Annotated in this window: 22 protein-coding genes; 18 read left to right on the top strand and 4 right to left on the bottom strand. The window is 62.4% G+C overall.

Annotated elements, in window-relative coordinates; translation table 11 throughout:
- The first annotated feature begins 52 nt into the window (after positions 1 to 52).
- Positions 53 to 610, top strand: coding sequence for a class I SAM-dependent methyltransferase (locus CRO23_RS19310; protein ID WP_016928909.1), 558 nt, complete (start codon positions 53 to 55; stop codon positions 608 to 610).
- On the opposite strand, the gene CRO23_RS19305 is transcribed toward CRO23_RS19310, so the two are convergent.
- Positions 611 to 1,072, bottom strand: a complete 462-nt coding sequence (locus CRO23_RS19305) for a GNAT family N-acetyltransferase (protein WP_049299698.1) — start codon at positions 1,070 to 1,072, stop codon at positions 611 to 613.
- Between the two features lie 219 nt (positions 1,073 to 1,291).
- Here CRO23_RS19305 and CRO23_RS19300 point away from each other — a divergent pair, with 219 nt between their 5' ends.
- The 4 genes from CRO23_RS19300 (at position 1,292) to aroL (ending at position 5,729) form a co-directional block, all read left to right on the top strand.
- Entirely contained in the window at positions 1,292 to 2,407 is a 1,116-nt protein-coding gene (locus CRO23_RS19300) for an ABC transporter substrate-binding protein (RefSeq protein ID WP_097102687.1), read from the top strand.
- Entirely contained in the window at positions 2,400 to 4,523 is a 2,124-nt protein-coding gene (locus CRO23_RS19295) for a TonB-dependent siderophore receptor (protein ID WP_016928906.1), read from the top strand. The genes CRO23_RS19300 and CRO23_RS19295 overlap by 8 nt, the downstream gene beginning before the upstream one ends.
- Positions 4,524 to 4,576: 53 nt before the next feature.
- Positions 4,577 to 5,095: a GNAT family N-acetyltransferase gene (locus CRO23_RS19290; RefSeq protein ID WP_097102685.1), complete on the top strand. Its 519-nt coding sequence runs from the start codon at positions 4,577 to 4,579 to the stop codon at positions 5,093 to 5,095.
- A gap of 109 nt (positions 5,096 to 5,204) precedes the next feature.
- Positions 5,205 to 5,729 (top strand): shikimate kinase AroL, encoded by a 525-nt coding sequence (aroL, locus tag CRO23_RS19285; protein ID WP_016928904.1) that lies wholly within the window; start codon positions 5,205 to 5,207, stop codon positions 5,727 to 5,729.
- A 36-nt stretch (positions 5,730 to 5,765) separates the two neighbouring features.
- On the opposite strand, the gene CRO23_RS19280 is transcribed toward aroL, so the two are convergent.
- Positions 5,766 to 6,509 (bottom strand): helix-turn-helix domain-containing protein, encoded by a 744-nt coding sequence (locus CRO23_RS19280; RefSeq protein ID WP_079450862.1) that lies wholly within the window; start codon positions 6,507 to 6,509, stop codon positions 5,766 to 5,768.
- 96 nt (positions 6,510 to 6,605) lie between these two features.
- Between CRO23_RS19280 and CRO23_RS19275 the strand changes: the two genes are divergently transcribed.
- The 10 genes from CRO23_RS19275 to ppnP all read left to right on the top strand — a co-directional run bounded on the left by CRO23_RS19275 (position 6,606) and on the right by ppnP (position 16,855).
- On the top strand, positions 6,606 to 7,010 hold the full coding sequence (locus CRO23_RS19275) for a nuclear transport factor 2 family protein (protein ID WP_097102683.1): 405 nt from the start codon (positions 6,606 to 6,608) through the stop codon (positions 7,008 to 7,010).
- 47 nt (positions 7,011 to 7,057) lie between these two features.
- Positions 7,058 to 7,258, top strand: coding sequence for a YaiA family protein (locus tag CRO23_RS19270; RefSeq protein ID WP_015376810.1), 201 nt, complete (start codon positions 7,058 to 7,060; stop codon positions 7,256 to 7,258).
- A gap of 144 nt (positions 7,259 to 7,402) precedes the next feature.
- Complete coding sequence (locus CRO23_RS19265; RefSeq protein ID WP_025301723.1) at positions 7,403 to 7,903, top strand: RNA polymerase sigma factor; 501 nt, start codon at positions 7,403 to 7,405, stop codon at positions 7,901 to 7,903.
- Between the two features lie 76 nt (positions 7,904 to 7,979).
- Positions 7,980 to 8,933 carry a FecR family protein gene (locus CRO23_RS19260; protein WP_097102681.1) on the top strand — a complete coding sequence of 318 codons (954 nt, stop codon included), beginning with the start codon at positions 7,980 to 7,982 and terminating at the stop codon, positions 8,931 to 8,933.
- Positions 8,934 to 9,089: 156 nt separating this feature from the next.
- Positions 9,090 to 11,789 carry a TonB-dependent receptor gene (locus tag CRO23_RS19255; protein WP_097102679.1) on the top strand — a complete coding sequence of 900 codons (2,700 nt, stop codon included), beginning with the start codon at positions 9,090 to 9,092 and terminating at the stop codon, positions 11,787 to 11,789.
- Positions 11,790 to 11,867: 78 nt separating this feature from the next.
- Complete coding sequence (locus CRO23_RS19250) at positions 11,868 to 12,434, top strand: hemophore HasA (RefSeq protein ID WP_016928898.1); 567 nt, start codon at positions 11,868 to 11,870, stop codon at positions 12,432 to 12,434.
- Between the two features lie 72 nt (positions 12,435 to 12,506).
- Complete coding sequence (locus tag CRO23_RS19245) at positions 12,507 to 14,291, top strand: type I secretion system permease/ATPase (protein ID WP_033634212.1); 1,785 nt, start codon at positions 12,507 to 12,509, stop codon at positions 14,289 to 14,291.
- Positions 14,288 to 15,619: an HlyD family type I secretion periplasmic adaptor subunit gene (locus tag CRO23_RS19240; protein WP_097102677.1), complete on the top strand. Its 1,332-nt coding sequence runs from the start codon at positions 14,288 to 14,290 to the stop codon at positions 15,617 to 15,619. Before CRO23_RS19245 ends, CRO23_RS19240 begins: the two co-directional genes overlap by 4 nt.
- Before the next feature lie 2 nt (positions 15,620 to 15,621).
- Positions 15,622 to 16,413: an energy transducer TonB gene (locus tag CRO23_RS19235; RefSeq protein WP_097102675.1), complete on the top strand. Its 792-nt coding sequence runs from the start codon at positions 15,622 to 15,624 to the stop codon at positions 16,411 to 16,413.
- Between the two features lie 151 nt (positions 16,414 to 16,564).
- Entirely contained in the window at positions 16,565 to 16,855 is a 291-nt protein-coding gene (gene ppnP, locus CRO23_RS19230) for a pyrimidine/purine nucleoside phosphorylase (protein WP_004940463.1), read from the top strand.
- A 65-nt stretch (positions 16,856 to 16,920) separates the two neighbouring features.
- Here ppnP and rdgC read toward each other — a convergent pair whose 3' ends face one another.
- Positions 16,921 to 17,832 (bottom strand): recombination-associated protein RdgC, encoded by a 912-nt coding sequence (gene rdgC / locus CRO23_RS19225; RefSeq protein WP_004940461.1) that lies wholly within the window; start codon positions 17,830 to 17,832, stop codon positions 16,921 to 16,923.
- Positions 17,833 to 18,049: 217 nt separating this feature from the next.
- Between rdgC and mak the strand changes: the two genes are divergently transcribed.
- The 3 genes from mak (at position 18,050) to CRO23_RS19210 (ending at position 19,683) form a co-directional block, all read left to right on the top strand.
- Entirely contained in the window at positions 18,050 to 18,964 is a 915-nt protein-coding gene (mak, locus tag CRO23_RS19220) for a fructokinase (protein WP_048796822.1), read from the top strand.
- A 102-nt stretch (positions 18,965 to 19,066) separates the two neighbouring features.
- Complete coding sequence (locus CRO23_RS19215; protein ID WP_016928893.1) at positions 19,067 to 19,300, top strand: type II toxin-antitoxin system Phd/YefM family antitoxin; 234 nt, start codon at positions 19,067 to 19,069, stop codon at positions 19,298 to 19,300.
- Positions 19,297 to 19,683 (top strand): type II toxin-antitoxin system VapC family toxin, encoded by a 387-nt coding sequence (locus tag CRO23_RS19210; RefSeq protein ID WP_079450865.1) that lies wholly within the window; start codon positions 19,297 to 19,299, stop codon positions 19,681 to 19,683. The genes CRO23_RS19215 and CRO23_RS19210 overlap by 4 nt, the downstream gene beginning before the upstream one ends.
- Here CRO23_RS19210 and licT read toward each other — a convergent pair.
- Entirely contained in the window at positions 19,680 to 20,528 is an 849-nt protein-coding gene (gene licT / locus CRO23_RS19205) for a BglG family transcription antiterminator LicT (RefSeq protein ID WP_097102673.1), read from the bottom strand. The genes CRO23_RS19210 and licT overlap by 4 nt on opposite strands.
- Positions 20,529 to 20,535: the final 7 nt, after the last annotated feature.

Here is a 20,535-nt window from a genome sequence, read left to right as displayed (position 1 = left end):
GATTACTTAAGAAATTCGGCTCACATTGAGGGCTTAACCCAAGGAGGCCTCAATGTTAAATGCGACCCGGCTGCAACTGATGAATCACTTCGCTTACCTGCAGCAATTTATGGCTTCACCGCGCACCGTCGGTACGCTGGCACCTTCTTCCCCGTGGCTGTGTCAGGCGATGCTGAACCAGATTGAATGGACCCGGGCGCTGTCGATCGCGGAACTGGGGGCGGCCGACGGGGTGTTGACCAAACGCATTTTGGGGCGGATGCGCGCCGATGCGGCGCTGGAGGCTTTCGAAATCCAGCCCCATTTCGTGCATCGGCTGCGCGGGATAGACGATCGGCGGCTGCAGGTGATGGGCCATTCGGCGACCCGGATGGCCACGGATTACGACGTGGTGTTTTCCTGCCTGCCTCTGCTGTCGATCCCGGTCAGGATCAGCGTGCGCATTCTTCAGCAGGCCCGGCAGCGGCTGCTGGCGCGCAACGGCACGCTGGTGCTGTTCCAATACAGCCACCTGTCGGAAAAATTGCTGTCCCGCTATTTTCACTGGAGGCGCCTGCGGGTGGTGCGCAACTTCCCGCCGGCGCTGGTGTATGTCTGTACGCCGCGTTAGCTACAGCGTTTTCGCCATCACCACCACGTCTTCGTCATGCTGCCGCCGGCGTTCCAGAGGTTGCCAACCCCAGCCGGCGTACAGCGCTTCCGATTTGTCGGTGATGAGATGCAGAACCGAGTGATGGCGCTGCCGTGCCGCCTCGACGATGGCCATTTCAAGACGGTGGGCGATGCCCTTGCGGCGGTGATCGGGATGCACGAAGACGCCGGCCAGCCACGGGGTGAGATCCTGGCGCTGATGGTCGTCGCTGGGCCACAGGCTGGCCATGCCCACCGGACGATCGCCGTCGATCATCATCAGCGTCAGGTGGTCGTCGCTTGGCCGGCTGCATTGGGCGAAACGCAGCTGGGTGCGCGCCAGCGAACCGCCGCGCTGTGAGCCCCATTGGCCGAAAGCCCAGGCGGCGCACACATCGGCAAACTGCGGGCACTCCGACAGCGGAATGATGCGTTGAGTCATGGCGGTCTCCCGGTTTTTTTGCTGTTTCCCCCTCCTATTTAACCGATTTTTCCGCCATTTTTTTAACTTTTTAAAGCCGCTATTTTAGCGGTTTCACGGTGTTTCACCGCGTGCCCGGCACCGTTTCCCGGATTTCTTTTGGCAATCGCGGCGTGGGATTGCAAGTGCTAATGAGAGTGATTATCATGCGCACACTATTTCCCCCGTTTCGGCTCAATCATGCGCAATTCCCTCATTTTACTGCTGCTTTCCCTGTGGTTCGGCGTGTTCTCCGCCCAGGCGAAGACGGTGACCGATATCACCGGCCGCCAGGTCGCGGTGCCGGACAACCCGCAGCGCATCGTGGTGGGGGAGAGCCGCATGCTGTATACGCTGGCGCTGCTGGAGCCGGGCAACCCGGCGCAGCGCATCATCGGCTGGCCGGCGGATCTGGCGCGCTTTGATGCGCAAAGCTGGCAGCTTTATACGCAGAAGTTTCCCCAGATAGCCCAGATCCCCGTCATCAGCGGCAATAACTTTCGCCAGGTCAACATCGAAAGCCTGCTGCAGCTGAAGCCGGATCTGGTGATTTTGGCGCGCTACGCGCGTGAAGACGGCGACAACGATCTGCTGGTTTCCGCACTGAGCAAGGCCGGCGTGGCGGTGATCTACGTCGATCTGCGCATCGATCTGCTGAACAACACCGTGCCGAGCGTGCGGCTGCTGGGCGAAGTGCTCAACCGCCAGCAGCGCGCCGAGCAATTCATCACGTTTTATCAGCAGCATATGGCGGTGGTTCAGCAACGGCTGGCGGGCTATCAGGGACCGAAGCCCAAAGTGATGCTGCACCTGCATCTGGGGCGGCGCGACACCTGCTGCACCACCGCCGCGCACGGCAATCTCGGCGATCTGCTGACCTTCGCCGGCGGCGACAACATCGCCAACGCCAGCGTCAAAGGGGTGTATGGCGAACTGAACCCGGAAACCATTCTGAGCGCCAATCCTGACGTGTACCTCGCCACCGGCATGGCCGGCCCGCAGGGCAAACGGCTGTCCGATCTGCGCCTCGGGCCGCAGGTCAGCCCACAGGAGGCCGCCGACAGCTTCCGCCGGCTGATCGCCAAACAGCCGATGCTGACCAACCTGCAGGCGGTGAAAAACCACCGCGCCTGGAGCGTCTGGCACAATTTTTACCTCAGCCCGTACCATGTCGTGCTGGTCGAGATGTTCGCCAAAGCGTTTTACCCGGATCTGTTCGCCGACATCAACCCGCAGCAGACCTTCCAACAGTTGTATCAGCAGTTTTTGCCGTTACCTTTTTCAGGGACCTATTGGAGTCAGTTAGATAATGAATAACAACAAGCGCGGCTGGTGGTGCGCATTGCCTTTGGCGGCCTGCGCGACATCGCCGGCGTGGGCGGCGGAAAAAGCCGCGCCGCAGGAAGAGAACCTGGTGGTGGTCGGCCGCAAAGACGCCGACGGCGTGCAGAGCTATCAGCCGTTGACCAGCGTCACCGGCACCCGCAGCGAAACCAACCTGCTGAATGTGCCGCAAGCGATCGACGTGGTGCCGCAACAGGTGATTGCCGATCAGGCTGTCAGCAGCCTGGACGAAGCGCTGTACAACGTCAGCGGCATTACCCAGGCCAACACGCTGGGGGGCACCCAGGACGCGGTAATGAAACGCGGCTTCGGCGACAACCGCGACGGCTCCATTCTGCGCGACGGCGTGCGTTCGGTGCAGGCGCGCAACTTTACGCCGACCACCGAGCGGGTGGAGGTGCTTAAGGGGCCTGCCTCGATGCTGTACGGCATGGGCGAGCCGGGCGGGATGATCAATATGATCACCAAAAAACCCCAGCTGCAGCAGCACACCCACGTGGAAGGTTGGGGCAGCAGCTTCCACGGCGGCGGCGGCCAGCTTGACGTTACCGGGCCGCTCGGCACGTCGGGATTTGCCTATCGGATGATCGTCGATCACGATGAAACCGACTACTGGCGCAACTTTGGCCGCAATCGCCAGACGGTGATCGCGCCCTCGCTGATGTGGTACGGCGAGAACACCACCGTGCGGTTGGCCTATGAACATATGGAATATCTGGTGCCGTTCGATCGCGGCACCATCATCGATTCGCGCACCGGCAAACCGGTGAATACGCCGCGCGATCGCCGTTTCGACGAAGCCTATAACGCCACCCGCGGCGATCAGGACAGCGTCACTCTGCAGATCGATCAAACGCTCAATGAGCGCTGGAAAAGCTCGCTGACCTACGCCTACAGCCGCAACAGCTACAGCGACAACCAGGCGCGCGCTACGGCGCTGAACCCGGAGAGCGGCGCATTGAGCCGCCAGGCCGACTCGACCGCCCATGCCGTCAGCCACGCCAACGCGGTGCAGCTGACGCTCAATGGCGACGTGGACTGGGGCAGCATCAACCACCAGATGCTGTTCGGCTTTGATTTTGAAGATAACCGTACCTACCGCGGCGACATGATCCGCGGTAAAAAGAACAGCGATTTCAATATCTATCATCCGGTATACGGCCTGATGCCGCCGTCGACCGCGGTCAGCGCCAAAGACAGCGACCAGCGGGAAAATCTCACCAGCTACGGCTGGTTTATGCAGGACTCCATCCAACTGACCGATAAATGGCTGGTGATGGGCGGGCTGCGTTACGACGCTTTCGACGTCTATGCCGGCAAGGGGCGGCCGTTCCAGACCAACACCGACAGCTCGGACGGCAAGCTGGTGCCGCGCGCCGGTGTGGTCTACAAGCTGACGCCTTACGTGTCGCTGTACAGCAGCTATACCGAGTCGTTCAAGCCGAACTCTTCCATCGCCACCCAAATTGATTCGCTGCCGCCGGAACAGGGCAAGTCGTGGGAAGTCGGCGGCAAGCTGGCGCTGCCGAACGGCGTCACCGGCACGCTGGCGCTGTTCGACATCACCAAACGCAACGTGATGGTCAATGAGCTGGTGGAGGGCGAAACCGTGACGCGCACCGCCGGGCGCGTGCGTTCGCAGGGCGTGGAGCTGGACGTGGCCGGTAATCTTACCGACTCGCTGAGCCTGATCGGTTCCTATGCGTATACCGACGCCCGCGTGGTGGACGATCCGGACAACAAGGGCAAAGAGATGACCAATGTGGCGCGCCATACCGCCTCGCTGTTCCTGACCCAGAACCTCGGCAGCCTGGGCCTGTACAGCGGCGATGAGGTGCGCATTGGCGCCGGTGCGCGCTACGTAGGGCGCCGCCCGGGCGACGCCGCCAACAGCTTCTACCTGGATAACTACACCGTTGCCGATGCGTTCGCCGCTTACACCATGCCGATCAACGGCTATCGGGTGAAATGGCAGCTGAACGTGAAGAACCTGTTCGATAAAACCTACTATCCGTCCAGCGGCGGCAATCTGCGCGTGGCGGTGGGGGAACCGCGTGAGGTGGTGCTGCGCGGCAGTATCGATTTCTGAGCCACGGGCGGTGAAATTTGCTTAAATAACCGCCCCAACGTTAAGGAGAACCCATGAGCCTGCAGATCCGTTTGGCGCAGCAGCAGGATATCGCGCATCTGATGGCGGTTGAGCGCTCGGCGGCGCAATTGTTTCGCCAACAGCCGGAATGGCGCTTTATCGCCGAAGGCGAGGTGATGGTCCCGCAGCAGCATGCCGCGTTTATCGCCGAGCGCCGTGAATGGCTGGCGGAAAGCGACAACGGCGAGTGCGCCGGTTTTATCGCCGTGCTGACTCAGGGGAAAGACTGGCATATCGCCGAATTATCGGTCGCCGGTGCCTGGCAACGGCAGGGCGTCGGCCGCCGCCTGATCGGCGCGGTGGCGGAAGAGGCCAAACGGCAGGGGGCCGACCGCCTGACGCTCACCACCTTCATTGAGGTGCCGTGGAATGCGCCTTACTACCGGCGGCTGGGATTCCGGCCGCTTGACGATGCGCGGCTCACGGTCGCCCTGCGGCGGCACCTGGATGAAGATCTGGCGCACGGCTTTGCCGTCGGCAGTCGCTGTGCCATGGAATTTACACTATCGTAAATATTGAAATACAGAGCGGGCAGGGTATGATGCTGCCACCACGCCATCGCACCCGCTCGGTATTTTGGTATGCAATGCACTCAAGTCACCGCATAAGGGACAACCCGTAATGACACAAACCCTGTTCATGATAGGCGCTCGCGGAGCCGGCAAGACCACGGTAGGCAGCGCATTGGCGCTGGCGTTGGGCTATCAGTTCGTCGATACCGATCTGTTTATGCAGCAGGCGGCGCAGATGAGCGTAGCGGAAATGGTCGAGCGCGAGGGCTGGTTGGGGTTCCGCCGCCGCGAGACCATCGCGTTGCAAACCGTGACCAAGCCGTCAACTATAGTTGCCACTGGCGGCGGCGCGATCCTGGCGGAGGAGAACCGTCAGTTTATGCGCCAGCATGGCACCGTTATCTACCTGCGCGCGCCGGCCAGCGTGTTGGCGCAGCGGTTGGAAGAGTACCCGGAAGATGCGCAGCGCCCGACGCTCACCGGCAGGCCGATCGCCGAGGAGATGCGCGAGGTGCTGGCCGCGCGCGAAGCGTTGTATCAGGAGGCCGCGCATTACGTGATGGATGGCGCCGCCGATCCGCAGCGGGTGGTGGAACAAATCCTCGCGGTGCTGCCGCGTGAGACGGTGAAGTAACCCTTTCTTCTCTTCGGGCGCTGGGCGCCCGTTTTCTTATTCCGCTTGCCGAGCCGGTGCAAAGTACGCCCCGGGCGTGACGCCGAAGCGGCGGCGAAAGGCGGCGATGTAGGCGCTGACGTTATCATAGCCGCAGGCGTCGGCCACCTCGCCAACCGCTTTGCCGCGTGATAATCCCTCCAGTGAACGCAACACCCGCGCCTGCTGGCGCCACAGCGCGAAGCTGATGCCGGTTTCCTGCAGAAAACGGCGGCTCAGGGTGCGCGGGCTGAGCCCGGCCCAGACGGCCCAGTCGCGCTGGCTGCGCGGGCTGGCGGGATCGTTCAGCAGCGCACGGGCGATGTTCAGCAACCGGGCGTCCTGCGGCAGCGGCAATTGCAGCGGCGCGCGGCTTGCCGCGTGCATTTCGTCCAGCAGCACCTGCAGCAGCCGCCGTTGCGGCGCACTCAGCGGGCCGGCGGGGAACTGCGCGATGCGCGCCACCAGGGCCTGCAACAGCGCAGAGGCCGTGAACAGCTGCGGCAGCGGCGGCATCTCCGGCACGCTTTCCCTCGGCAGATACAGACTCCAGCCCGCCACGTCGCCGCAGGCCAGCGCCTGATGGGCGCATCCCGGCGGCAGCCAGCCCAGTGTGCCGCCGGTGATCGCCCATTGCCGGCCCGGGAGTTCCATTGCCAGCATGCCGCGCGTCAAGAGATAGATCTGGCCGCCTTCGTGCCGGTGCCAGGGCGTCAGGTGCTTTTTTTCATGCTGAAGGCGTTGGCTGCGGATCTGCGTCATGTTGGCCGTTTAACGTTATTGAAAGTCTTGATGTGGTTATTATGCCATCGCCTGGCCGGGATAGGATCGCCTTTCACCCTATTTCGGAGAAACGTGATGACTCAACTTACCCCGCTGAATCTGGTGCTCGATACGCTGCAGCAGGTGATCGCCAGCCCGGAGCATCGGCCGACGCAGCTCGCCGCCCGTTTCAGCGCAGGCTACCGCCAGCAGGTGGATGGCAAGGTGCTGAACTTCGAGCAGTTTGAGCAGCATATGGCGCTGCTGAAGCGGCAAACCCGCCGCATGACGCTGAGCGTGATCGCGGCGGCGGCGCAGGGCGAGGCGGTGCTGACCCACCATCTGGTCGAGGTGGAAAAGCGCGACGGTTCCCGCAGCCGCGTGCGGGTGCTGGCGCACTTCACCGTGCGTGAAGGGCGTATTTGCGCCTGCGACGAATTGACCGAGCTGTTGACGGGCGCCCCCGGCGATCGCGATCTTGGCTCGCGCGTGTCGGAATGAGGGCGACTGCTATACTTGCTACTGTGTGAAACACACGGGAGAACGGCATGCGCGAAAATGATCAACCTGCTTATCCGCGGAGCGCCCGCGTCGTAGAGGTGTTTCGGGGTGACCCGAACCTGCATCTGCGCCGTTTTGAAGTGCGCACCGACGACATTGAGCCGAATACGCTGCTCAGTGAACATGAAACCGAGCAGGAAGCGCTCGACGCCAAGCACCGCTATGAAGACGAGGCGCTAGAGCACTGACCTGCAGCCCAGCGGAAACCGGCGTCAGGCCGGTTTCCTGTTTATCCCCGCCGTAGCACATATTTCCCAGAACAATATTGATAATGATAATCATTTATGTGATTTTTATCGCCCCTATTGGGTGTTTCACTTCTGGGAAAAGAGATGTCCAATTCCGAGTTGCAGGCGCTGTTTCTGCGCCATATGCGGCCGCTGCAAGCCTATTTGAACGCCAAACTGCGCGACCCTCAGCTGGCCGCGGATTTGGCGCAGGAAAGTTTTACCCGCCTTACCGAGCAGTATCCGCAGGGTAACATTCTCGATATTGAGGCCTACCTGTATAAAACCGCCAAGAATCTGATGCTCGACCATCTGCGCCAGCAGCAGCGGCGGCAGACCGAAGCGGTCGAAGACGACATTCTGGCGCAGTATCCTTCGGGTGAACCGGCGCTTGAACAACGGGCGATCGATAGCCAACTGCTGCAGTTGTTACAGCAGGCGCTGGCGGACATGCCGCCGCGCACGCAGCAGATTTTCCGCCTTAACCGGCTCGATGGCCTGACCCAGGCGCAGGTGGCGGCGCAGCTGGGCGTGTCGCTCAGCACGGTGGAAAAACACCTGGCCAGCGCGCTGGAGCGGCTGATGGCGCGGATGGAAGAACAATAATGGCAATTTTTTTACGGGTTTATCCGCGCTCAGACGTCTTAACCTATAACCAGAAAAAACAGAGGTCTATGCCATTATGAAACCGCTAACCGCACAGGCGCGACAGCAGGCGGCCGCCTGGGCCGTGAGTCTGGCCGAAGGGGCGCTGCCGGCCGATCGGCGGCGAGCGTTGGACGCCTGGCTGGCCGCCGATCCGCAGCATCCGGCGGCGCTGCGTCAGGCTCGCCTGCTGTGGACGGCGCTTGGGCAACTGCCGCCTGAGCAGCGGCAGGCGTTACAACCGCAGGTGGCGGCGCTGAAAACGCCATCTCGCCATCGATGGCCCCGCTGGGCGGTGGCAGCGGCGGTGGCGCTCGCCGTTTCATTCGGCGTTTATCGCGGGCCGGATCTGTGGATCGGCCTGCAGGCCGATTATCAAACCGTTCGCGGTGAGGTGCGCGAAGTTGCGTTACCGGACGGCAGCCGGGTGGCGTTGGACAGCGGCAGCGCGATCGCGCTGGCGTATTCCGCAGACGAGCGCAAGGTGCGGCTGCTGAGCGGCGCCGCCTATTTTATCGTCGCGCCGTTGGGCGGGGCGGAAAGCCGCCCTTTCAGGGTGGAGGCGAAAAACGGCGTCACCCAGGCGCTGGGCACCGAGTTCAGCGTGGCGCGCACTGAACAGGGCGTCGACGTCAGCGTGCATCAGCACAGCGTGCGGGTGACGCTTGAGCGCGGCGAGCGCTCGCTGGTGGTCGCGCAACGCCAGGCGGCGCATTACCGCAACGGGCAGCTGCAGCTGACGCGGCAAACGGCCGGTGATGACGCCTGGCGACGCGGCTGGCTGGTGATCGACCGCCAACCGCTGACGCAGGCGCTCGCGCAGCTCAACCGCTATCGCGAGACCCGCATCGTGGCGGTCAATCCCACGCTAAGAACGCGCACGGTCAGCGGCGTGTTCGCGCTCAATAAACTCGACGACGGCGTCGGCGCCATTCGTCAGGAACTCTCCGCCCGCCAGCTGAATCTCCCCGGCATCACGCTGCTTTACTGAGCGGCCAAGGCGGGCCGGGATGCCCGCTTCACCGCTATTTTCACTTTCTGTAAAAAATCTTTACGGGTTTTTGCCTCCCGGAACGTCCTTATGTTTAAACGAGATTGATTTCCATTATCACTTGGTTTGACGTTCTTTCGGGTGGAACACACACGCATGCTTATTCACAAGGGAACCACGCCGGCCGGCCGATTGGCCACGGCGGTACGCGCCGCGCTGGCGGCGATGATGTTGACTCAGCCGGCTGTGGCGCTCGCCGTCCTGGCTGAGGCGAACGGCGCGCAGGCCGCACAGCAAAAGAATTTCAATATTGCGGCGCAGCCGCTGCAGAGCGCCATGTTGCGCTTCGCCGAGCAGGCCGGCATGCAGGTGTTTTTTGACGAGGTGAAACTCGATGGCATGCAGGCGGCGGCGCTGAATGGCAGCATGAGCGTAGAACAGGGCCTGCGGCGCTTGATCGGCGGCAATCCGGTGGCTTTCCGCCTGCAGCCGCAGGGGCAGATCGTATTGAGCCGGCTGCCGACGGCGAACGGCGACGGTGGCGCGCTGGCGTTGGACAGCCTGACGGTGCTGGGCGCCGGCGGCATCAACGCCAACGATTGGGTTTACGACGAACCGCGCTCGGTCAGCGTCATCAGCCGCGAACAGATGGACAACCGCCCGGCGCGACACGCGGCCGATATTCTGGAGCAGACTACGGGAGCCTATTCCAGCGTCAGCCAGCAAGATCCTGCGCTGTCGGTCAACATCCGCGGCATACAAGACTATGGCCGGGTGAACATGAATATCGACGGCATGCGGCAGAATTTTCAAAAGAGCGGCCATGGCCAGCGTAATGGCACCATGTACATCGATTCCGAACTGCTGTCCGGCGTGACCATCGACAAGGGCACCACCGGCGGCATGGGCAGCGCCGGCACGCTCGGCGGCATCGCCACCTTCAATACCGTCAGCGCGAGCGATTTCCTGGCGCCGGGCAAAGAGCTGGGCGGCAAGCTGCACGCCAGCACCGGCGATAACGGCACCCACTTCATCGGCAGCGGCATACTGGCATTGGGCAACGAAACCGGCGATATCCTGCTGGCCGCCAGCGAACGCCACCTCGGCGACTATTGGCCCGGCAACAAGGGCGACATCGGCAACATTCGCATCAATAACGACACCGGCAATTACGATCGCTACGCCGAGAGCATCAAGAACAACAAAATCCCCGACACCCATTACCGCATGCACTCGCGGCTGGCCAAGGTGGGCTGGAATCTGCCCGCCAACCAGCGCCTGCAGCTGAGTTATCTGCAGACCCAGACCTCATCGCCGATCGCCGGCACCTTGACTAACCTGGGCACTCGCCCGCCCTATGAACTGGGCTGGAAACGCACCGGCTACACCGACGTGATGGCGCGCAACGCGGCGTTCGACTACAGCCTGGCGCCGGAAGACGTCGACTGGCTCGATTTTCAGGCCAAGCTGTATTACGTCGATACTCAGGATGACAGCGACACCTACAGCACCAGTTCGCTGCTGGACAACGGCTACGCGACGCGCACCCGCCTGCGTACCTATGGCGCACAGGCGCAAAACACCTCGCGCTTCAGCCTGGCGCCGGGGCATGACTTCCGCGCCAATTACGGGCTGGAGTTCTATTACGACAAAGCGACCAGCGACTCTTCCCGCCAAGGCATGGATGGGGTGACGCCGGCCGGCAACCGTTCGGTAGCCAGCCTGTTCGCCAATCTGACCTACGACTACGACGGCTGGCTGACGTTGGAAGGCGGGCTGCGTTACGACCGCTATCGCCTGCGCGGCCAGACCGGCCTGAGCTATCCGGATTTGGCCAAGGATGGGCAACGCTACACGATTGACAATCCTTGCAAAGCGTTGCGTCTGACCGGCTGTTCAACCACCACCCGCGAAGATTGGGACGTGGATCGCGATCAGGGCAAGCTGTCGCCGACGCTGGCGGTGGCGGTGCGCCCCGGCGTGGAGTGGCTGGAGCTGTATACCACCTACGGCAAATCCTGGCGGCCGCCGGCGATCACTGAAACGCTGACCAACGGCAGCGCGCACAGTTCTTCCACGCAATACCCCAATCCGTTCTTGCAGCCCGAGCGTTCGCGCGCCTGGGAAGTCGGGTTCAACGTGCAGCAGCCGGATCTGTGGTTTGAGGGCGATCGGTTGGTGGCCAAGGTGGCCTACTTCGACACCAAAGTGGATAACTACATCAACCTGGCGATAGACCGCAATAAACCGGGGCTGGTGCAGCCGAGCATCGGTAATGCCGCTTACGTCAACAATCTGTCGAAAACCCGCTTCCGCGGGCTGGAGTACCAGCTCAACTATGACGCCGGGGTCTTCTACGCCGACCTGACCTACACCCACATGATCGGCAAAAACGAGTTCTGCTCGAACAAGGCCTGGTTGGGAGGGCGTCTGCGCTACGGCGACGGCTCGCGCCGCGGGAACTTCTATGTTGAGCCTGATGCCGCTTCCAATGACTTCGTCACGTGTGATGGGGGGACGCAGTTCGGCTCCGCCGCCTACCTGCCGGGCGATCGCGGTTCGGTGACGCTGGGCGGGCGTGCCTTCGATCGCAAGCTGGACGCCGGGGTGACCGTACGCTTTGCGCCGGGTTATCAGGACAGCTCGGTACCGTCCAACTACCCGTACCTGGCCGACTGGCCGAAGTACACCCTGTTCGATCTGTACGCCAGCTACAAGCTGACCGACAGCCTGACGCTGCGCGGCTCGGTGGAGAACCTGACCAACCGCGCCTATGTCGTCAGCTACGGCGAGACGTTGGCCAATACCCTGGGGCGCGGCCGCACCGTGCAGGGCGGGGTGGAATACCGTTTTTAAGCAGTAAAAGGGCGTTGCTCATCCTTGAGCACAAGGGCCGCCTCGCAAGGGGCGCCGTTCATCAATGGAGATAGAGAAATGGCATTTTCAGTCAATTATGACAGCAGCTTCGGCGGTTACAGCATTCATGACTATCTGGGCCAGTGGGCTTCGACATTCGGTGATGTCAATCACACCAACGGCAATGTCACCGACGCCAACAGCGGCGGCTTCTATGGCGGCAGCCTGTCCGGTAGTCAGTATGCCATCAGCAGCACGGCAAACCAGGTGACCGCCTTCGTGGCGGGCGGCAACCTGACCTACACGTTGTTCAACGAACCGGCGCATACCTTGTACGGCCAGCTGGATTCCCTGTCCTTCGGCGACGGTTTGAGCGGTGGCGATACATCGCCGTACAGCATCCAGGTGCCTGACGTCAGCTTTGGCGGCCTGAACCTCAGCAGCCTGCAGGCGCAGGGTCATGATGGCGTGGTGCACCAGGTGGTGTACGGCCTGATGTCCGGCGATACCGGCGCGCTGGAGACCGCGCTGAACGGCATCCTCGACGACTACGGCCTGAGCGTCAACTCCACCTTCGATCAGGTGGCGGCGGCGACGGCGGTGGGCGTGCAGCACGCCGACAGCCCGGAACTGCTGGCGGCCTGATCGCGGCCGTTTGCCCGCCGGCGCCGTGCGCCCCGGCGGGCGTTTTCTCGTTTTTAGCCGATGGAAAACGCCATGAAAAACGCCGTCAGGCGCGGAGAAGTGATGAGCGTGCTGGCCGCATACCGGCGCGGATTTTGGGGCATCGCGCTGTTTACCGCGGTGATCAACCTGCTGATGCTGGCACCGGCGCTGTACATGCTGCAGGTCTACGATCGCGTGTTGCCGTCGGGCAACCGTATGACGCTGGCGATGCTGACCCTGATGGTGGTCGGCCTTTACCTGTTTATGGGGCTGCTGGAGTGGGTGCGCAGCCAGGTGGTGATCCGCCTCGGCGCCCAGATGGATATGCGCCTCAATCAGCGAGTCTACGACGCCGCCTTCGAAACCAATCTGAAAACCGGCAACCCGCTGGCGGGGCAGGCGCTGAACGATCTGACCAACCTGCGCCAGTTCGCCACCGGTAATGCGCTGTTCGCCTTTTTCGATGCCCCCTGGTTCCCGGTTTATCTGCTGGTGGTTTTTCTGCTCCACCCCTGGCTTGGCGCGTTGGCCAGCGCCGGAGTAATCGTGCTGGTGCTGCTGGCCTGGCTCAATCAGCGGGTGTCGCAAGCGCCTCTGGCGGAGGCCGGCCGGGTCGCGCTGAGCGCCACACAGCAGGCCAACGGCAATCTGCGCAACGCCGAAGCCATCGCCGCCATGGGGATGCTGACCGACTTGCGCCTGCGTTGGCTGCGGCAGCATCAGCAGTTCCTGCTGTTGCAGAACCGCGCCAGCGAGAAAATCGCCGCCGTCACCGCCTGGTCGAAAACCGTGCGGCTGGCGCTGCAGTCGCTGATGTTGGGCTGCGGCGCGCTGTTGGCGGTCAGCGGTGACATTACGCCGGGCATGATGATCGCCGGATCGATCCTGATCGGCAGGGTGCTGGGGCCGATCGATCAGCTGATCGGCGCCTGGAAGCAGTGGTCATCGGCGCGCCAGTCCCTGCAGCGTCTGGAGGTGATGCTGGCCGCTAACCCGCCACGAATACCGAGTCTGCCGCTGCCGGCGCCCGGCGGCGCATTGACCGTGAGCCAGTTGACCGCCAGTGCGCCCGGCGGCACGGCGCCGGTGTTGCACGGCGTCAGTTTTCGTCTGGAAGCCGGCGAGGTGCTGGGCGTGATTGGCGCGTCCGGCTCCGGCAAAACGTTGCTGATGCGCCAACTGGTCGGCGCGCTGACGCCGATCAGCGGCGACGTGCGGCTGGACGGAGCAGACATTCAACAGTGGGACAAGCAACAACTCGGGCCGCATATCGGCTACTTACCGCAGGATATCCAGCTGTTCGCCGGCACCTTGACGGACAACATCGCCCGCTTTGGCCAGGTCGACGCCGAGAAGGTGGTGGCCGCGGCGGCGCTGGCCGGCGTGCATCAGCTGATCCTGCATTTACCGAAAGGCTATGAGACCGAGCTGGGTGAAGGCGGCAGCGGCCTGTCCGGAGGCCAACGTCAACGGGTGGCGCTGGCGCGCGCGCTGTATGGATCTCCGGCGCTGGTGGTGTTGGACGAACCGAATGCCAACCTCGATCGCGAAGGGGAAGAGGCGCTGCAGAGGGCGATCGAAGCGCTAAAGGCGCGCGGCACCACTATCGTGTTGGTGACCCACAAACCGGCGATCCTGGCGACCACCGACAAATTACTGGTGCTGACCGCCGGCCAGGTGCAGCACTTCGGCCCCAGCGACGCCATCCTGAAAAAACTGCCTGGTTTTGCGCCCGCCGCTGCCGCCGCTCCGGCCAATACCGGGCGCAGCAACGGCGGCTTCAACGTCAATTACGCCAATTTCGCCAAAACGGCCAGCGGTGAACGAAAAGTATGAGCAATCAGAGTGTGATCCCCGGCGATATCGACACCCTTTCCCGCCAGTTTGACGAAGGGCGCCATCTGCGGCTCGGCGGCTGGCTGGTGCTGCTGGGATTTGGCGGCTTCCTGCTGTGGGGGCTGTTGGCGCCGTTGGATAAGGGCGTGCCGGTTTCCGGCAGCGTGGTGGTGGCCGGTAACCGCAAGGCGGTGCAGCACCCGAGCGGCGGCGTGGTATCGCAGATTCAGGTGCATGAGGGTGACCGGGTCCGCGCCGGGCAGGTGCTGTTACTGATGGATACCGTCGACAGCCGGACCCAGCGCGATGCGCTGCGCAGCCAGCAGTTGAGCAACGCCGCGCAGCAGGCGCGGCTGCAGGCCGAGCGCGACGGTCTGCAGGCGATCGCTTTCCCGCCATTGCTGCAAGCGCGGCGAGAAGAGTCGGAGGTGATGTCGCTGATGCTGCTGCAACAACAGCTGTTCACCAGCCGCCGTGCGGCGCTGCAGAGCGAGCTGGCAGCGATCGCGGAGAGCATCGCCGGATCGCAGGCGATGTTGGAAGGGGTTCGGCAATCTTACGTCAGCAAGCAACGGCAAAAGGCCATGTTGCAGGAGCAACTGAGCGGCATGCGCAAGCTGGCGGCGCAGGGGTATGTGGCGCGCAATCGGCTGTTGGATCTGGAAGGGCAGCATGCGCAGATCGACGGCCAGGCGTCCGAGGATACCGGGAATATCGGCCGCCTGGGCCGCCAAATCCTGGAGCTGAAACTGCGGGCGATCCAGCGGCGGGAGGAGTATCAGAAAGAGGTCAGCAGCCAATTGGCCGAGGTACGGATGAAGCTGGACGAGCTGGATAACCGCTTGGCCAAGGCGGAGGCCGATCTGGGGCATACGCAGGTGAAAGCGCCGGTGGCGGGCACCGTGGTGGGGTTGAGCGTGTTCACCGAAGGCGGCGTGATCGGCGCCGGTCAGCAACTGATGGAGATCGTGCCCAGCGATCGGGGGCTGCAGGTGGAGGCGCGCATCCCGGTCGAACTGATCGACAAGGTGCAGGTGGGACTGCCGGTCGAACTGTTGTTCTCGGCGTTCAACCAAAGCACCACGCCGCGCGTCGAGGGTGAAGTGACGCTGGTCGGGGCCGATCGCCTGACCGACGAGAAAAGCGGCGCGCCTTATTACAGCGTGCGCGCCAAGGTCAGCGAAGAAGGATTGCAACGTTTGAACGGGTTGGAGATCCGCCCGGGGATGCCGGTTGAAGGGTTCATCCGCACCGGCGAGCGTTCGATGATGAACTATCTGTTCAAACCGCTGACCGATCGCCTTCATTTGGCGCTGACGGAAGAGTGAGCATGTCGGTTTCGCCGCTGCCTTTCGCCGCGCCCGGCGCCGCCATGCCCTGGCGCCGTTGTCTGGTGTTGGTGCTGGCGCTGCATCTGCTGGTTGCCGCGCTGCTTTGGCCCTGGAGAGACAAGGCCGTGCCGCCGTGGGTGCCACCGCCGGCGGTGATGGTGCTGATGGCCGCCGCGCCGCAGGCCCCGGCCGAGGTGAAACAGCCGCCGGGACAAAGGACGCCGCCGCCTCAGGCTGAACCGTCGGCGCCGCCGGAGCCGTTGCCGCTGGTGAAAGCGCCTGACGCCGCGCAGCCGAACATCGCCGTGCCGCCGAAACAGAAAAAACCACCTAAGCCGGTGAAGAAAAACAACCTGCCCCGCACGCCGCCGCAGGAGAGAATCATTGCGCCGCCGAAGGTTCAGGAGCAAAGCGCCGGCGCGCCGCCGCCGGGCCGCGCGGATAAAACGGCCGCGCCGCAAACCCGCCTGACACCCTATGCTCAGGCGGGGGAGGACAACTGGCGCAGCCGCATCAGCGGCCGCCTGAATCGCTTTAAGCGTTACCCCAAAGACGCACTGCGGCTGAAGCGCCAGGGCGTCGGGCAGGTGCGTTTCACGTTGGACAGACAGGGCCACGTGCTGGCGGTGACGCTGGTCAGCAGCGCCGGGCTGCCGTCGCTGGATCGTGAAATCCAGGCGCTGGTCAAACGCGCGTCGCCGCTGCCCACGCCGCCGGCGGACGCCTACGTCAACGGCACGGTGGAATTGACGTTGCCGATCGATTTCAGTTTGCGCGGCGTGGGTTTTTGACGCGGTTGTTTCATGGCGATGGCCTGAGCGTGGCGCACGGAAACCTTTGCCTCTGCGCCGCGATCGCATTTCGCGCGAAAAACCAGTGACAGATCAACCGCAATCCCCCAATATGGATTTTCCATCAAGATGATTACGCGGGTGCCAGTCTATGCTGAAAGTGAATGAGTATTTTGCCGGAAAAGTGAAGTCTATCGGTTTTGACAGTAGCAGCATCGGTCTTACCAGCGTGGGCGTGATGGAAGAGGGCGAATACACCTTCTCCACCGCGCAGCCGGAAGAAATGACGGTGATCACCGGGGCGCTGAAAGTGCTGCTGCCGGGGGCGCCGGACTGGCAGGTGTTTACGCCGGGCGAGAAGTTCTTCGTGCCGGGGCACAGCGAGTTCAACCTGCAGGTGGCCGACGCCACCGCCTATCTGTGCCGCTACCTGAGCAAATAAACGTTGCTCGTTAGGGGAACGCAGGGCTCAGCGAAGGCTGGGCCCTGGTCGTTTCTGAGGCGGGATTAACGCTGGGCTTCGCCGCCGAGCGCTTCGATGGTGTTTTTGATCAACGCCGCCAGCTCGCTGGTCATCAGGATAAAGTCGGCGTCAAAGCGCTGGGCGAAGTCATCGCGATCGATATCGTCGTTCTGCTCGCGCAGCGTGTCGGCGAACTTCAGGCGCTTGAGCGAGCCGTCGTCCGACAGCATCAGCTGGATGCGCTCCTGCCAGTCCACCGCCAGCTTGGTCACCAGCTTGCCGGCTTCGATGTGCACCGCGATTTCGTCGCTGATCAGATTCTGCTTCTTGCAGCGGATCACGCCGCCTTCTTCCAGAATCGCTTTCAGTTCCGCTTCATCCTGAATGGCGAAGCCGGCCGGCATCTCGCCGGAACGCACCCATTCGGTCAGCGTCAGTTCGATCGGGCTTTCCATGGTCAGCGGCACTACCGGCAGCGAGCCGAGGCTTTTGCGCAGCAGCGCCAGCGTGTCTTCGGCGCGTTTGGCGCTGGCGGCGTCGACCATGATCAGATCGTTGACAGTGTCGATCCACATGAAGGTCTGGTTGAAGCGGCTGAACGCGCGCGGCAGCAGGCTGTGCAGCACTTCATCTTTCAGCGCGTCCTTCTCGGTTTTCTTCAGTTTGCGGTGTTGCTCCGCCTCCAGGCGCTCAATCTTGGCCTGCAGCTCTTGCTTGATCACCGGCGACGGCAGGATTTTCTCTTCCTTGCGCGCGCAGATGACGATCTGGCCGTTGACCGCGTGCGTCAGCGCATCGCTGTGCGAGCCCATCGGGGAGACCCAGCCGGTCTTCGCCATGTCCTGGCTGCCGCACGGCGTGAAGGCGAACGCGCTGAGTTGTTTTTCCATTTCATCCGCGTTTAACGCCACTTCGCGGCTCAAACGGTAAACCATCAAATTCTTAAACCACAGCATAATGTTATCCCTGGCTGGGCGTGCGTTCGGCACGCTGATTCGTCAAAAGCAGGGCGGCATGATAACGAATTGACGCTGAAAAATCGCCCCATTCTCTCCGAATTGCGTCGCTTTGCGCACCGGGGAAGGACGGGACGGAGAATGGGAAACAGGTGATTCATTCGCGCGCTTACATTAGGCTGTGACAACGCTGCGTGGCATTGAGGAGAAAAAATACGTGCGCATTGGCATCGACTTGGGTGGAACAAAAATTGAAGTGATCGCGTTGGCGAATGACGGGCGAGAGCTGTTTCGCCATCGCATCGCCACGCCGCGCCATGACTACCGGCAAACCCTGGCGGCGATCGCCGGACTGGTGAAACTGGCGGAGGATCATACCGGCGAACGAGGATCGGTCGGGATCGGCATTCCCGGCACGCTGTCGCCGTTTACCGGGCGGGTGAAGAACGCCAACTCGGTGTGGCTCAACGGCCAGCCGCTGGATAAGGATCTGTCGGCGCTGCTGGCGCGCGAGGTGCGCATCGCCAACGACGCCAACTGCCTGGCGGTGTCGGAAGCCACCGATGGCGCCGGCGCCGGCGCGAAAACCGTGTTTGCGGTCATCATCGGCACCGGCTGCGGCGCCGGCGTGGCGCTGAACGGCCAGGCGCATTCCGGCGGCAACGGCATTGCCGGCGAATGGGGCCACAACCCGCTGCCGTGGCAGGATGACGATGAGCTGCGTTACGCCCGCGAAGTGCCGTGCTACTGCGGCAAACCGGGCTGCATCGAAACCTTTATTTCCGGCACCGGTTTCGCCACCGACTATGCGCGCCTGAGCGGCAACGCGCTGCAAGGGCATGAGATCATGGCGCTGAGCGAGCGGGGCGATGCGCTAGCGGAGCAGGCGATCGTACGTTACGAAATGCGATTGGCGAAATCGCTGGCGCACGTGATCAACATGCTGGATCCGGACGTGGTGGTGCTCGGCGGCGGCATGAGCAACGTGGATCGCCTGTACCGCACGGTGCCGCAGCGAGTGAAAGACTGGGTGTTCGGCGGCGAGTGTGAAACGCCGATCCGCAAGGCGGTTCACGGCGACTCCAGCGGCGTGCGCGGCGCGGCCTGGCTGTGGCCGCAACAGCAGCGCTAAGCGTTGCAACAAAGCGCGAGGCTGCTCGCGCTTTAAACCCTTCACTGTACAAAAACTGGACGGCGTTTTATGCTTTAGCTAACTTAGCTAAGGAGAACGCGTATGCCGATTCAGGCCAATATGCACGAAGCCAAATCCAATCTGAGTCAGTTGGCGGACAGAGCCGCGGAGGGAGAAACCGTGATTATTGCAAAAGCAGGGAAGCCGTACGTACAGCTGGTCGCCATCAAGGGGGAAGCGCGCCGCCCTGGCGCCGCCAAGGGCAAGTTCACCGTGCCGGCGGATTTCAACGCGGGGGATGCGGCCATTGCGGCGTTGTTTGAGGGCGATGAATGAAGCGCCTGTTGCTGGATACCCACGCGTTGCTGTGGTGGTTGATTGATGACGCCTGCCTGGGCGCGAACGCCAAAAGGCAGATCGCCGATCCGGGCAATGCGGTGTACGTCAGCGCGGCCAGCATTTGGGAGATCTCGATCAAGCAGGCGCAGGGCAAACTGGCGCTGCCGGAAGATATCTTTGCGATCATCGAGGCCGAGGATTTTCTGTCGTTGCCGATGGACACCTTTCACTGCCAACAGGCCGGGCAGCTGCCGCCCTATCATCAGGATCCTTTCGATCGCATGCTGATCGCACAGGCGCAGGCCGAGGGGCTGACGCTGATCTCCGCCGACGCGGTGTTTCCGCAGTACGGCGTGCGGGTGGCGGACGCCCGCCGTTAAGCCGGCTTTTCCTCGCTTTCGCTGCGCACCCGTTCGATATGAATGGTCAGAAACATCATCTCTTCCGTGGTGAGCTGATGCTGATAGTGCTTTTCGATGTGGCGGTTGATCTTGCCGGCGCAGGCGAAAGACTCGCGGTATTTCTCTTTCACCACCTGATACAGCGAGTCGTCGTCGCTGTCGACGTAGTTTTTCCCCAGCAGGCGCTGGGCGAAGAACTTCAAATGGGTGACGAAGCGGTGGTAGCTCAGGGATTCCTCGTTGTAATCAAAGCGGAAATGGTATTTGACCAGGTTGAGGATCTCTTGCATCACGCGGGTGATGTGCAGCGTGTTATGCATCTCGTCGTTAAGCTGAGCGTTGACCAGGTGCAGGGCGATAAATCCGGCTTCGTCTTCCGGCAGCGCGGTATCCAGCCGCTGGGCGATCAGGGCCAGCGCCTCCAGCCCGACGGCGAATTCGGCCGGATAGAGTTTTTTAATCTCCCACAGCAGCGCATTTTTGATATCCAGCCCTTGCGCATAGCGCTGCAGGGCGAAGTGGATGTGATCGGTCAGCGTGATGTAGACGATGTTATGCAGCTTGCCCGGCAGGCGTTCGCGGGCGAGGGTGATGATTCTGTCGGCGGTGGTGACGCAGGCCAATGGGATCTCGGCGAGCAGCTCTTTATAGCGCTCGGCGATTTCACCGCCGTTATGGGTGAAGACCTTCTCGATCAGGCTTTCGTCCAGCGTATCGCCGGGCTTCTTTTTAAAGCCGATTCCTTTTCCCATCACCACCGTCTCTGCCTGACGGTCGTCCTGCGTAATCACCACGTTATTATTGAGTATTTTAGCGATTTTCATGGTTTTT

The organism is Serratia sp. JKS296, from assembly GCF_900215445.1.
GTDB lineage: Bacteria > Pseudomonadota > Gammaproteobacteria > Enterobacterales > Enterobacteriaceae > Serratia > Serratia marcescens.
Note: the sequence above shows the minus strand (reverse complement) of the source record. Positions and strands in the feature narration are given on the sequence as shown.

Coding starts and splice junctions, on each gene's coding strand:
- CRO23_RS19310 (WP_016928909.1), top strand. CDS start 53: ATGTTAAATGCGACCCGGCTGCAACTGATGAATCACTTCGCTTACCTG.
- CRO23_RS19305 (WP_049299698.1), bottom strand. CDS start 1,072: ATGACTCAACGCATCATTCCGCTGTCGGAGTGCCCGCAGTTTGCCGAT.
- CRO23_RS19300 (WP_097102687.1), top strand. CDS start 1,292: ATGCGCAATTCCCTCATTTTACTGCTGCTTTCCCTGTGGTTCGGCGTG.
- CRO23_RS19295 (WP_016928906.1), top strand. CDS start 2,400: ATGAATAACAACAAGCGCGGCTGGTGGTGCGCATTGCCTTTGGCGGCC.
- CRO23_RS19290 (WP_097102685.1), top strand. CDS start 4,577: ATGAGCCTGCAGATCCGTTTGGCGCAGCAGCAGGATATCGCGCATCTG.
- aroL (WP_016928904.1), top strand. CDS start 5,205: ATGACACAAACCCTGTTCATGATAGGCGCTCGCGGAGCCGGCAAGACC.
- CRO23_RS19280 (WP_079450862.1), bottom strand. CDS start 6,509: ATGACGCAGATCCGCAGCCAACGCCTTCAGCATGAAAAAAAGCACCTG.
- CRO23_RS19275 (WP_097102683.1), top strand. CDS start 6,606: ATGACTCAACTTACCCCGCTGAATCTGGTGCTCGATACGCTGCAGCAG.
- CRO23_RS19270 (WP_015376810.1), top strand. CDS start 7,058: ATGCGCGAAAATGATCAACCTGCTTATCCGCGGAGCGCCCGCGTCGTA.
- CRO23_RS19265 (WP_025301723.1), top strand. CDS start 7,403: ATGTCCAATTCCGAGTTGCAGGCGCTGTTTCTGCGCCATATGCGGCCG.
- CRO23_RS19260 (WP_097102681.1), top strand. CDS start 7,980: ATGAAACCGCTAACCGCACAGGCGCGACAGCAGGCGGCCGCCTGGGCC.
- CRO23_RS19255 (WP_097102679.1), top strand. CDS start 9,090: ATGCTTATTCACAAGGGAACCACGCCGGCCGGCCGATTGGCCACGGCG.
- CRO23_RS19250 (WP_016928898.1), top strand. CDS start 11,868: ATGGCATTTTCAGTCAATTATGACAGCAGCTTCGGCGGTTACAGCATT.
- CRO23_RS19245 (WP_033634212.1), top strand. CDS start 12,507: ATGAAAAACGCCGTCAGGCGCGGAGAAGTGATGAGCGTGCTGGCCGCA.
- CRO23_RS19240 (WP_097102677.1), top strand. CDS start 14,288: ATGAGCAATCAGAGTGTGATCCCCGGCGATATCGACACCCTTTCCCGC.
- CRO23_RS19235 (WP_097102675.1), top strand. CDS start 15,622: ATGTCGGTTTCGCCGCTGCCTTTCGCCGCGCCCGGCGCCGCCATGCCC.
- ppnP (WP_004940463.1), top strand. CDS start 16,565: ATGCTGAAAGTGAATGAGTATTTTGCCGGAAAAGTGAAGTCTATCGGT.
- rdgC (WP_004940461.1), bottom strand. CDS start 17,832: ATGCTGTGGTTTAAGAATTTGATGGTTTACCGTTTGAGCCGCGAAGTG.
- CRO23_RS19215 (WP_016928893.1), top strand. CDS start 19,067: ATGCCGATTCAGGCCAATATGCACGAAGCCAAATCCAATCTGAGTCAG.
- CRO23_RS19210 (WP_079450865.1), top strand. CDS start 19,297: ATGAAGCGCCTGTTGCTGGATACCCACGCGTTGCTGTGGTGGTTGATT.
- licT (WP_097102673.1), bottom strand. CDS start 20,528: ATGAAAATCGCTAAAATACTCAATAATAACGTGGTGATTACGCAGGAC.